Here is a 13,769-nt window from a genome sequence, read left to right on the forward strand (position 1 = left end):
TATTTCAAAAGAGTATTAGCATGCTGCAACTCATTCATTTACAACTTCTTTCTCTTTTTGTAATACAGATAACGGCTTTTTATTCTTCTTTGACATTACCTCTTTATCAGAAATACGTAAAGAAAATAGTAATGCTATGAGTAAAAATATTGCTGATCCAATTAATGCTGCTTGATATGGTAAGAAATCTGACTGTGCATTATTCTGTACGTTATTACTTCCAAAACCAGATAGTATACTAGCTAAAACAGCAACTCCTATTGCTGATCCTAATCGGTTTTGCACATTGAATATAGTAGTTGCTCTACCCATAGAAGGTGGTGCAATATTGTTAAAAGCAGAAAATTGAACCGCACCGACAGATTGGCCTAAGAAAATACCAATGCCAAACAATAGTGCCCGAATTTGCCATGGATTCGTATCATGATTTACAAAACTTAATAAAATAAAGATAACCGCCGTACTTACTAATCCAATGGAGATTACCTTTCGAGCTCCTAATTTCTTATATGACCATGGTACAATCTGCGAAGAAATCATTAATCCAATCGCCTCTGGGAATGTAGTAAGACCCGACTCCAGCGCGGAAACTCCTATTACATTTTGATACATAAGCGGAAAAATAAATAACATTCCTAGTAAACCAGCTGATGAAAACAACGAAATAAGACTCATTTTTCTAAAGACCGGTTCTTTTAATAAGCGTAAATCTAACATCGGTTGCTTTACTTTAAGTTCTACAATAATAAACAATGTAAGTAATACAATCCCAGCTATCCCAATACTAATTATTTCTGGAGAAACCCAACCTTTTGACGGGCCTTGACTGAGTGCATAGATGAGCATCGCAAAACCTGGTGCTGAAAGAACAAAACCGAGAGAATCAAAACGACCAGCCGATTTTTCAATATGCTCTGCTAAAAATAGAAGTCCAAATAGCAACGCAATGATGCCAAACGGCAGATTAATATAAAATGCCCAGCGCCAAGACATTTGATCTACAAAGAAACCACCAATAATTGGTCCGATCGCTGGTGCTACAGCAATTGGAAGTACAATAAATCGAGAAATTTTTGGTCTTTCCTCTGGTGAAAATGTTCGGAATAACATCGCCATCCCGACTGGTGTTAAAAGTCCGCCACCAGCACCTTGAATGATACGAAAAATGTTTAATGAAGTAATATCATTAGCAATTCCACATAGTGCAGATGCAATTGTAAAAACGAAAAGGGCAGTTAAAAATACTTTTTTCGTACCAAAGCGATCTCCTAACCAACCAGAAATCGGAAGGAAAATAGCTAAGCTAACTAAATACCCAACATTTACAGTTCCCATTGCAGATGGGGGCACTTGCAGTTCTTTGCTTATCGTTTGCAGTGCTACATTCACAATCGTTGCATCCATCGCAGCCATAAACATCGCTGTTATATAAACGATGCTTACAACTACTTTTGGATTAATTTTTACTTTCATTATTGTTTTCCTACTAATATTTTTTCGCTAATTTGATTTTTTTTCGGCTCTAAATCATTCCAGTTAACTTCAACGTATTCTAAGCAAACTTGTCTGCTAGCTTCTTCATGTACGACATTCCATCCAATTGGTACATCGAGAAAGGCAGGCCAGAGAGAATACTGGCCCTCCTCATTCATTAATACTTTATATGTGTAATTATCATTTTCAAATGGATTCGTCATACTTTACTTACCCCTTTCTTATTCTGCAAATATTTCGCTAGCACTTGTCCAATTTCTGTAAGTGGACCTGGCTGACATAAATCTTTATGTCTACAATCAATGTCATGCTGCACGATTTCCCCGTCTAAATAATTTAGCCACGTATTTGGAGAAATAGGATCAAACCAGTCTGGTATAACAGTAGATCTAAAGAATAAAATATCCCCGTTATAAACTTTTGGCACGTATTTCCCTAACAACCCTACTGAATTTACATATGTTTCTTTCAAGTTTAAAATAGTCTCTTCCTCAAGACTTGCTAATGCACTTCCATCTTTGCGAAGTATTGCAACCGCACTTTCCATAGTAAGTGGTTTACCATCCATGTTATCTGGATCATATCCACCTAAAGCAAGTAATGCGATTAACGCTTCTTCTTCAGTAGGTGCTTCCGTATTCGGTAAGAAGTGACCAGGATACGAATCAAGCATAACGAGTAATTCTACTTCTTCCCCTTCATTTTGAAGTTGCGCCGCCATTGCATGAACAACATTTCCTCCAAGCGACCATCCGAGTAAACGATATGGTCCGTGAGGCTGTATTTCACGAACGTGTTTTAAATAATCCGCCGCCATCTCCTCTAAGCTTTTTGGAAGTTCTTCATTTTCAGCGATACCACGTGCTTGTAAACCATAGATTGGATAATCTGTTCCTAAAGATTTCATAAGTCCTGCATAGCACCAACTTAATCCACCTGCTGGATGTACACAAAATAGTGGTAATTGATCTCCGCTTGCTCGTAATGGAAGCAACACATCAAGTGCACTTTGACCATTCCCCATTTCAAGTCTTTCAGCAAGCCCTGCAACAGTAGGTGCTGCAAATAAAGTTCCGATATTTAGTTCAACTCCAAGTGCCTCTTTAATGCGACTCATCAGCTGCACTGCAAGAAGTGAATGACCACCAAGATCAAAGAATCCGTCATCAATTCCAATTTGAGACACACTTAAAACTTCTGTAAACAAGTCACATAACATTTCTTCTTGCGGTGTTCTTGGTCCGCGGCTAGAAGATGATGCAATAAATTCTGGAGCTGGCAATGCCTTTCTATCTAATTTACCGTTTGGAGTTAAAGGTAACTCATTTACTACTACAAAAGCGTATGGAACCATATAATCTGGCAAACTACCTCCAGCATACTGACGCATTTCATTCGTATCGATCGTTTCATTATTTGATGCGACGATATAAGAAACTAATCGTTTATCCCCTGGTTGATCTTCCCGTACAATAACAGCTACTTGTTCAACTTTAGGATGTTTCATTATTACCGCTTCTATTTCCCCTAATTCAATTCGGAATCCACGAATTTTAATTTGATGATCTGCACGTCCTATATAATCTAACGTCCCATCTTGACGCCAGCGCGCTAGGTCTCCTGTACGATACATTCTTGTACCTGGCTTACCAAATGGATCTGCGATAAAACGTTCTGCAGTTAATCCTGCTCTTCCTAAATATCCACGAGCGAGCCCTGCACCTGCAACATATATTTCTCCAACTACTCCAGGTGGCATCGGTTGTAAATAGTTATCTAATACGTATACTTTAAGATCCGGTATACTGCACCCGATTAAACTATTTGCTCGTAAAGATACGATACTTTCATCTAATTCAATATAACTAACATGTACCGTCGTCTCCGTTATTCCGTACATATTAATAAGCTTCGGTGCGTTATAAGGATGACGACTATACCAATCTTCTAATCGACTTAGTTCAAGTGCTTCTCCGCCAAAAACAACATATCGTAAAGATAATTTTTGACCAACCTCTTCATTTTCACGATCTGCTTGCATCAATTGATAGAACGCTGATGGAGTTTGGTTTAAAACAGTAACCTTTTCCTTAACAAGAAGCTGTAAAAATTCTTTCGGCGAGCGACTTACAGTATGTGGTACTACAACTAAACGCCCTCCATATAATAAAGGTCCCCAAATTTCCCAAACCGAGAAATCAAAAGCGTATGAATGGAACATCGTCCACACATCGTCTGCGTCAAATTGGAACCAATGATCAGTTGCTCCTAAAAGTCTTACTACATTTTGATGAGGTATCATAACGCCTTTCGGTCTACCTGTTGATCCTGACGTATAAATAACATAAGCAATATGTGAAGGAGATAACGGCTTCATGCGCTCCATTTCATCTATATTGTCTTCACTATATTTCTCAATTTCTTCTATTACGTTCACATCATCAACTAAAATCTTTAGTGCCTCATCACATTCAATTTCCACATCTGAATTTGTTAAAACACATGATGGTTTCGCATCGTCTAGCATAAATGAGATACGATCTGACGGATAATCCGGATCTAACGGAAGGTATCCCGCACCAGCTTTAAGAACAGCAAGTAAGCTTACAACCATATTTAAAGATCTCGGCATCGCTAAAGCAACAAGTTGATCAGGACCGATTCCTTTCGCTATTAACAAACGAGCTATTTTATTCGCTTTTCTATTTAACTCTTCATAAGTTAGCTTTTCATCTTCAAAGACGACAGCAATAGAATTTTGATTTACATGAGCCTGCTTTTCAAATAATTGTGGCAATGTCATTTCAGGTACAATTTGAAAACCACCATTCCACTTTTCTAAAACTGTATTTCGCTCTGCTAAAGTTAATATTTCTAATCTACCAATTGATTGATCCGGATGTTTCTCTGCATCATCTAATAATAGAATGAATCGTTCTATTATTTTTTGAACCGTTTCACGTTTATATAAATCGGTACTAAACTCTAACAATCCGTGTAAGCCGTTTGGAGTACCATCAACTCTGTTACTCTCGCTAATTTCAAATGTTAAATCAAATTTTGCAGAACCAACACTTTGAATTTCAAGGCTCGCTTCTAAATCCGGTACATTAAACGTTGCTTCTGGCGTATTTTGGAAAGCTAACATAACTTGAAACAGCGGATGACTATTTCGAGTTCGTACTGGGTTTAACACTTCAACAAGTCGTTCAAATGGAACATCTTGATTTTCATAAGCTGTAAGGTTTACCTGTTTCACTCTATTTAATAATTCTTTAAAACTTGGATCTCCTGATGTATTTGTGCGTAACACTAATGTATTTACAAATAAACCAACTATATCCGTGAGTACATCGTCGTTTCTTCCAGCAATCGGACTACCTAATGGTATATCAGTTCCAGCACCTAATCTTGTAAATAAGGCACTTAGTCCTGCTTGCAACACCATAAACAAACTAACTCCATTTTTACGAGCGAGCTCCACTAACCTACTATGCATACCTTCATCTAAATGAAAATGAATTGTTTCCCCGCGATAACTAGTTTCAATTGGGCGCTGGTAATCTGTAGGTAACTCCATTTGATCTGGTAAACCTTTTAACTCTTCTTTCCAAAAATCTAATTGTGTTGAAATAATACTGTCTGGTTTTGTTTCATCACCTAATAGCTGTTGTTGCCATAGTGAATAATCTGCGTATTGAACTGGAAGGGTTTCTAGTTGAACACTATCACCTTGACATCGTGCTTTATAAGCCGCTGTAAAGTCTCTCGTTAACGCTTGTAATGACCATCCATCTCCTACAATATGATGCAAAAGAATTAGTAAAACATGTTCGTTTTCACTCACTTTAAAAAGTTGCAAACGAATTGCTGGTTCGATATCAAGATTAAAGCTATATCTTACAGCTTCAGACAGTGTACTTTCTAATTCATCCTTACATGTATTTGTTATAATCATTTTTAAATTCAATTTATCCATTTCTAGAATTCTTTGATATGAACTGCCAAGTGAATTCGGGAAAATCGTTCTAAGTGTTTCATGTTTCTCAACTACATCATAAAAGGCACCTTGCAGTGCTTCCTCATTCAATTTTCCAGACATACGAATGACTAACGGAATATTATAAGTAGGACTTGGACCTTCTAAACAATTTAAGAACCATAACCTGCGCTGTGCAAATGAAAGTGGAACTTCATTTGGCCTACTTACTTTCTTAATAGCTGGCCTTGCGCTTTTTGCACGATCCAACTGGTTCGCTAATTCAGCAACAGTTGGTGATTCAAATAGCTTTCCGATTCCTAATTCTACACTTAACGTTTCACGAATTCTTGCCATTAAACGAGATGCAAGAAGCGAATGGCCACCCATTTCAAAGAAATTATCATCTATACTAATTCGCGAAACACCAAGTACTTCAGCAAATAAATCACATAATATTTCTTCTTTCGGATTTCTAGCAACTCTCTCATTGTTCATTCCATTAAAATCAGGAGCAGGTAATTTCTTTCTATCAACCTTACTATTTGGTGTTAATGGTAATTCTTCTAGCACAACAAATGCCGATGGCACCATATAATTCGCTAAACTTTCTGAAACATAAGAACGAATTTCCGAAAGATTAATTGGTTCCTTCTCTTCGGCAACGATATACGCAATGATTCGTTTATCATTTGGACGATCTTCTCGTACCATTACCACTGCTTGTTGTATATTTTCATGTCGTTGTAATACCGTTTCAATTTCAGCTAATTCAATTCGGAAACCGCGAATTTTAATTTGATGATCTGCGCGACTAATGTACTCTAACACACCATCGTTACGCCATTTCACAAGATCACCTGTGCGGTACATACGTGCTCCATCTTTTCCATAAGGGTTTGCAACAAACCGTTCAGCCGTTAACGCTGGTTTTCCTAAATATCCGTTCGCAAGTCCTTCTCCTGCAATATATAATTCACCGATAACTCCAGGTGGAACAGGCTGTAACCCTGCATCCAAAACGTACACTTCTGTATTCCAAATTGGTCTTCCAATAGGAGGGATACCATTTTCACTGTCATCAATGTTCATGAAAGTAGACCAAATAGTCGTTTCAGTTGGTCCATATAAGTTAGTTATAGAGCAACCTAATTCTTTTAATTTATTTGCTAAATGTGCCGGAAGAGCTTCACCGCCAACGAGTACGTTTAGCCTTTGTAACCTCTCTGGATATTCAGTTATTAACGCCTGCCAGAGCGTCGGTGTAGCTTGCATAATTGTCGCTCTTTCTTCTTGTAACAATGTCGTTAACGCAGAAGGCTCTTGGATTACCTCTTTTTGTGCAATTGTTAAACTTGCACCACTAATAAGAGGTAAATAAATTTCTAGAGCAGAAATATCAAACGCAAACGTTGTAACTGCTAATAAATGATCGTTTTCATTTAATGAAAACATATCTTTCATAGCTAATAAGAAGTTACTTAAACCTTTCATAGTAACAATTACACCTTTTGGATTTCCGGTTGATCCTGAAGTGTAAATTGTATAAGCTTGGTTTAAAAGTGATTCATCATTTTTAAATGGTAGATTCATATGAGAATATGTTTTTAACGCTATTTTCGTTTCTTCGCTATCTAATATGATTTTTTTAATATCATTTTCTATAACTAAAGTAGATGAAACAGATGAATGTGTTATGATACAAACTGGATTTGCATCATTTACTATATAATGAATTCGCTCGGCTGGGTATTCTGGATCTATCGGTAAATACGCTGCACCAGCCTTTAGAACTGCTAGCATACTAACTACCATTTCTATTGATCTTGGAAATACTAAGGCTACAAACTGATTTACTTCTATTCCTTCTTCTAATAAATAGTGTGCTAGTTCATTCGCTCGTTCATTTAGCTCTTTATACGTAAGTTTTATCCCGTTACAAGTAACTGCTATTTTATTTGGATTTTTTTGTACTTGTTTTTCAAATAATATAGGTAGATTAATTAGCTCTTCAGCTTTCTTCGTTTCATTCCATTCCAATAAAACTTTATGATTTTCTTCAGGAAGAGTAATGTTTATTTTTCCAATCGGCTCGTCTTTGTGATAATTATTTATCACTAATTCTAATAGATTCATAAATCTTTCTTTATGCAATGCTAGTTCCGTATCGCTATATACTTCCGGATTCGCATCAAAATGAATCATTAACTCATTTTCATCGAAGCGCTTATATACATTAATCGATAAGTCATCGACAGGTCCTGCTGATAAATTATGTGTAATACCACGATTTCCAGCAAAGTTAAGCCCGTAATCAAAAGGCATAACATTCACTAACGGCCCAAACAACCTTTGATTTTCACCTAGTAACTTTAAGTCTCTTCTTAATTCCTCATGACGATATTTATGATGACGACGTACGTCTCGAATTTCTTTAGAAACTTGCTGTATTAATTCTGCAAAAGTTATATTTGGAGTTAACTTTAGACGAAGAGGAACTAAATTCATTACCATGCTAGGTGTATGAATAGATACAGAACCAAGACGCCCCATCATCGGTAAACCTAAAACAATATCATTTGCACCTGTTAATTTATGCATATAAATACTTGTTACAGCTACAACAAATTCGGGCCAACTCGTTAACGAAATATTAATATCTTCTAGTAAAGTTTTCGTACTAGCATTTGATAGATAAGCAGTTTCTCTTAAAAATCCATTTGATGTTCTCGGCGCTCGTTCTGCTAAACTTATAACTTCCGGTTCATCTGCAAACTTTTCTAGCCAAAAAGTACGATCTTCCTGAATTTGTTTAGATTCACGATACTCATTATCTTCTTGTACAATTTTTGCAAGAGAACCAAATGGCTTTTCATTCTTATTTGTTTCTTCTATAAGTGATGTATACTCATTCGCTACCTTTTGGCTAAGAAGTGAAAATCCATAGCCATCCATCACAATGTGATGGATGCGCTGATACCAAAAGAAACGATTATTTTCAACTTGAATAAGTGCTTCAGTAAATAATTTATCTTCTTTTAAATCTATCGGTACAGATAAATCATTTTTCATCCATACTTTAGCAGCTTCTTCAGGATTTTCTTCTTTACGAACGTCAATAAAATGCATATGAAACGTTGACGATTCCTCAATAACTTGCCATGGGCCAATTTCATCCTCTTCGAAACGAACATGAAGTGCTTCTGCTTCTTTTACCACTTTACGCACAGCTAACTCGAAAATTTCATGATTAATATTTCCGTTTATTTCTATATATTCCCCAGTATTATAAATCGGATTAAGCGGATCTAATTGTTGCGCAAACCACATACCAGACTGCGCAGATGATAACGAATGACGAATCTTTTGACTATTAGGCATTCTTTACTACCCCTTTATTATGTAGTCTATTTGTTACAGCACTTGTGCTGCTTGTGAAGATAGTAAACGGTACCAATCATCAACAGTTGGACGTTCTGCTAAATCTGCAAAAGTGATTTCTTTCCCTTCGCGGCGCCACTTCTCTACTAAACTCATAATTCTGACCGAATCAAGTCCTCTATTTAATAAGTCTTCATCAACTTCAATACTCTCTACTGGCTCACGGAGTAGTTGTGCAACTAGTTCATGTACTTTCTGTAAAGTGATTCCTTCACTCTCATCGCTTTTTACACTTTGTAAATCTTTTAATAGTAAGTTTGTTGATGTCGTTACTGCACATCTATTAGATGCATACTGCAATGCTTGTTTATGATGCTCTAGCGAAAAATCAGCAACTGCATCTGCTACAAAAAATGGCTCTATACCATCCATAAATGCTTCACAAGCTGTTAAAAGGCAGCCAATATGCGCATAAATACCGCAAATAATAAGTTGATCTCTTCCCTGCTCATTTAAAATTTCTAATAGATTCGTCTTTTTAAATGCACTATATCTCCATTTGGTTAGGAATATATCATCCTCATCTGGAGTAAGCTCATCGACAATTTTCTTTTTATCTGGTCCAGCAGGAATACCGTCACCCCAAAAGTCTTGTAATAACCCTCGTTGTTCTAACGTTTGTCCACCAGGTTGTGCTGTATAAACAACTGGTATACCAAGTTCCTTGCATCTTTCTCTTATCACCTTAATATTTGAAATTAGTTCTACTTTTGGCGATTCTTTATCGCTATATGCATCAAGAAAATATTCTTGCATGTCATGGATTAGAAGAACCGCACGTTTCGGATCTGGCGTCCAATTCACTTTATTTTTTGGTAGTTCTGATTCAATTGGCATTTTATATACTGAAATAGATGGGATAGCCATCTAATCACTTCCTTCCGATTTTTATTATTGTTTTACTGTAATAAGTTTTTCAGCAATGACTTTACGTAATTCTTTTTTGCTTACTTTTCCAACACCTGTTTGTGGGAATGATTCAATAAATTCAATTCGATCTGGAATCTTATAAGCTGCTATACCACGTTCTCTTAAGAACATTTTTAATTCGTTTGCAGTTAGAACTTGTCCACGAGCGATAACAAAAGCGCAAGTGCGTTCTCCTAAATAATCGTCAGGCATAGATACAATTGCTACATCATGTACTGCATCATGTGCTAATAGATGATTTTCAACCTCTTCCGCAGCAACCTTCTCACCGCCACGATTAATTTGATCTTTATCTCTTCCTTCTACAATGATGTAACCTTGTTCATTTACTTTCACAAGATCTCCTGTACGATAAAATCCATCCTTTGTAAATGATCGTGCATTATGCTCTTCCGCTTTATAATAACCACGAATTGTATATGGCCCTCTTGTTAATAAACTTCCTACTTCACCGGGTTTTACATCGTTATCATTTTCATCAACAACCCTTACTTCATCGAATGTAGACATCGGTCTACCTTGCGTATGAATAATGATTTCTTCAGGATCATTTAATCTTGTGTAATTTACTAACCCTTCTGCCATACCGAACACTTGCTGTAACGTACATCCAAATGTAGGGCGAATACGCTTCGCAACTTCGGCACTAAATTTCGCACCTCCTACTTGAATAACTTGCAGGCTCGATAAATCGTCGTTACGGGAAGATGCTGCATCAAGCCAAATCATTGCTAATGGTGGAACGAGCGCTGTAATCGTAACTTTTTCTTTTTCTATAAGAGCAAATGCCTCATCTGGACTGCCTCCAGTTGCCAATACTACTTTTCCACCCGCATAGAAAGTTCCAAATGTCCCTGGAGAACTCATCGGGTAATTGTGTGCTACTGGAAGAACTGCCATATAGACACTTTCTGCATTTAAATTACAAATGTCAGCGCTAACACGTAAACTATAAATATAGTCATCATGTGTTCTAGGAATTAATTTAGAAAGTCCTGTCGTCCCTCCTGATAATTGGAGAAACGCAACATCACTTGGCTGAACTTCTGGTAACGGAATCGGATCCATATAAAGATCAGTTATGTTCACGAATTCTTCTTCTTCCCCCACTACGATTACATGTTGTAAAGCGGGAACTTTCTCTTTCACTTCTCTTGCTAGTTTTCGATAATCAAAGCCGAGAGCCTTATCTGAAATAACGTAAGCACTCGCTTCACCAAACTCGCAAAAATAACTAATTTCACTACTGCGATGAGAAGGTAGTGCAAAAACAGGGAGTGCTCCAATGCGAAATAGCGCAAAGCATATTTCGAAAAACTCTATAATATTAGGCAACTGGATTACAACTCGGTCCTCTTTCTTTATTCCTAAATTCAGTAAACCTGAAGCTAAGCGATCTACCTTTTTATCAAGTTCACTATACGTTATATGCGTATTACTACTTACAACCGCAATTTGATCCCCATATTTTTCAGCGCGTTCTTTTAACATCGAACCAAATGTTTCTCCAAGCCAACACCCTTCTTCTCGATAGCGATTGGCAAATTCTTTTGGCCATTCCGTATAACCTATTAACATTCTTTCTTCCCCCTATTTTTCATTCAGCGCATTATCTCTTAACCCTAAAGCCTTCAACATTGTTTGGAACTTAGCAGATGTTTCTGCTAACTCATCTTCTGGCTTTGATTCAGCAACAACTCCAGCACCTGCATATAAGCGAAGTGTATTCTCTTGCACTTCAGCACAACGAATTGTAACAATCCATTCGCCATCTCCATCTAAATCGCTCCACCCTAACATTCCTGTAAAGAATTCACGGTCAAATGGCTCAATTTTTTGAATAGCCTCTCTCGCTTCTTCCATTGGAGTTCCGCAAACTGCTGGCGTAGGATGAAGAGCAATTGCTAATTCTAAAGAAGACGTATTTGGGTCCTTTAGTTCACCTTTCACTTCCGTAGACAAATGCCACATTGCTTCACTATGAATAACTGAGGGTTTTTCTGGAACATGTAATATATGACAGTAAGGGCGAAGCGCAGCGGCAACCGCTTCAACTACTACCGCATGTTCATGTAAATCTTTTGGAGAAGAAAGTAATTCTTCTGCCCTTCTTTTATCTTCTACTGGATCCTCACTTCGTGGTCTTGAGCCAGCCAACGGATTAGAAATTACTTGCATACCATGACGTGAAACAAGTAATTCAGGACTTGCTCCAATTAACGTCTTACTGTACTCGTTTTCATCTTTCGGCAAATTAACAGCAAATGTGTAGCCGTGCTTATTATGTTCCGCTAATTCACGAAGTAGTTTTTGTTGATCAATTTTCTCGGAAGACTTAACATCCAATGATCTAGATAGAACGATTTTCCTTAAATCTCCGTCCTGAATTTTTGCTATTCCTTGCTTCACACCATCCATATAAACTTCAGGAGCTGGAACCGGTGTCATTTCAAATGTCAGTTTCTCATTTCGTTTTATCTCATTTGTCGTCTCTAACTGTAAACGCTCAGTAATTCTACTATGTTCTGGTACGATAAGTTGAACTTCTTTTCTACGATCAAAGGGCAAAGCACCAACAACGATAGGATTCGGATTTCCGGCTTGTTTTGCATTACTTAATACCGCTTGTACAAGTTCTGGAAAGCTTTCAATTTCACGATGTTTTACTGTAGTAAACTCTCCTTCTGCTAATATTGTTCGAGTTGGTGAAGCGAAAAAGAATGAAGATTCTGTCTTATAATCTTCTAAAAGTTTTTCTGACAGTTCCTTTACGGCTGTAAGTTCATTCATAGTATAATAACCTCCTGAATTTTTTATTAAACTCCTAATGTAGCTCCGCCATCGACACATAAATTGTGCATTGTAATATGACTCGCTTTATCAGAAGCTAAAAACAATACTGCTTCAGCAATTTCTGAAGGTTGTGCAATTTTTTGTAACGGAATACCGAGTCTATATGTATTTTGAGAACCAGCAATTATATTTTCAGCTCCATTCTCATCAGCCCATAGTAATCTTTGCATTTCAGTTTCAGTAGAACCAGGAGAAACTAAGTTGCAGCGAATATTGTATGCTGCAAGCTCTAACCCTAAACACTTCATAAACATTGTCGTTGCGGCTTTTGATGCAGCGTACGCAGCCATTTCCATTCTCGGAGTATTTGCCGCATTTGAACCAACTGTAACAATTGCCCCTGACTTTCTTTGCATCATATGTTTACTTACTGCTCGAGACATATAGAAAACTCCTGTAGAATTTACAGAGAAGGTTTTATTCCAATCTTCATCACTTAAAGAGTGAATTGGTCCCATACGTAATACCCCTGCAACATTTATTAATATATCTATTGGTGCTATATCATTTTCAATACCGTTTACCATATCTTCAACAGCGGTACTATCACTCACATCTAAATGAAATATTTTCATACGTATTTCATTTAATTCATTTTCATTTAAGAGTACGTTTAACCCCTCTTCATTTTGATCAACCGCAATAACTGTAGCTCCTCTTTCTAAAAACATTTTGGCAACAACACTGCCTATACCTTGAGCTGCACCTGTTACTAAAACCGTTTTTCCATCAAATTCCCCTAAGTTCATTTCCTCTATCCTTTCATTTGAAAATTAATCTAATTAAACAAATAGCGATAATGATAACGATTATCACTATCAATGTAAAAAATAATACACTTACTAAACTAATTGGTCAAGTGTACTTTTCATCAAAATATTATTCATTGATAATGTTTTTCATTTAATATTCTTACATCGAAATGATAATCTTTCTCAATAAACTTGTCAACCTATTTTTATTTTTCAGATAAAATATTTTAGTACTTCTCAATACAATTACATCTAAAAGCATTAATAAGTACTTACATTAAAAAATTTAATTCGTACTCCTCTTTTTAAAATTGAAGAAG

Annotated in this window: 7 protein-coding genes; all 7 read right to left on the reverse strand. The window is 36.7% G+C overall.

Annotated features, from left to right (window positions below):
- Positions 1–30 precede the first annotated feature (30 nt).
- Genes AC0IXC_RS05460 through dhbA form a run of 7 tightly spaced genes read right to left on the reverse strand, consistent with a single transcriptional unit; the run spans position 31 to position 13,446 of the window.
- Positions 31–1,473: an MDR family MFS transporter gene (locus AC0IXC_RS05460; protein ID WP_061674678.1), complete on the reverse strand. Its 1,443-nt coding sequence runs from the start codon at positions 1,471–1,473 to the stop codon at positions 31–33.
- Entirely contained in the window at positions 1,473–1,697 is a 225-nt protein-coding gene (locus AC0IXC_RS05465) for an MbtH family protein (protein WP_000184075.1), read from the reverse strand. Before AC0IXC_RS05465 ends, AC0IXC_RS05460 begins: the two co-directional genes overlap by 1 nt.
- A complete protein-coding gene (locus AC0IXC_RS05470; protein WP_471652687.1) occupies positions 1,694–8,854 on the reverse strand; it encodes an amino acid adenylation domain-containing protein in 7,161 nt (2,386 codons plus the stop codon). The genes AC0IXC_RS05465 and AC0IXC_RS05470 overlap by 4 nt, the downstream gene beginning before the upstream one ends.
- 33 nt (positions 8,855–8,887) lie before the next feature.
- On the reverse strand, positions 8,888–9,781 hold the full coding sequence (locus AC0IXC_RS05475) for an isochorismatase family protein (protein WP_002012770.1): 894 nt from the start codon (positions 9,779–9,781) through the stop codon (positions 8,888–8,890).
- A 24-nt stretch (positions 9,782–9,805) separates the two neighbouring features.
- Positions 9,806–11,422 (reverse strand): (2,3-dihydroxybenzoyl)adenylate synthase, encoded by a 1,617-nt coding sequence (locus AC0IXC_RS05480; RefSeq protein ID WP_063219574.1) that lies wholly within the window; start codon positions 11,420–11,422, stop codon positions 9,806–9,808.
- A gap of 12 nt (positions 11,423–11,434) precedes the next feature.
- Positions 11,435–12,634: an isochorismate synthase DhbC gene (dhbC, locus tag AC0IXC_RS05485; protein WP_326996804.1), complete on the reverse strand. Its 1,200-nt coding sequence runs from the start codon at positions 12,632–12,634 to the stop codon at positions 11,435–11,437.
- A gap of 26 nt (positions 12,635–12,660) precedes the next feature.
- Positions 12,661–13,446: a 2,3-dihydro-2,3-dihydroxybenzoate dehydrogenase gene (dhbA, locus tag AC0IXC_RS05490; protein ID WP_471652688.1), complete on the reverse strand. Its 786-nt coding sequence runs from the start codon at positions 13,444–13,446 to the stop codon at positions 12,661–12,663.
- Between the last annotated feature and the right edge of the window lie 323 nt (positions 13,447–13,769).

Source organism: Bacillus sp. AC266 (genome assembly GCF_979253805.1).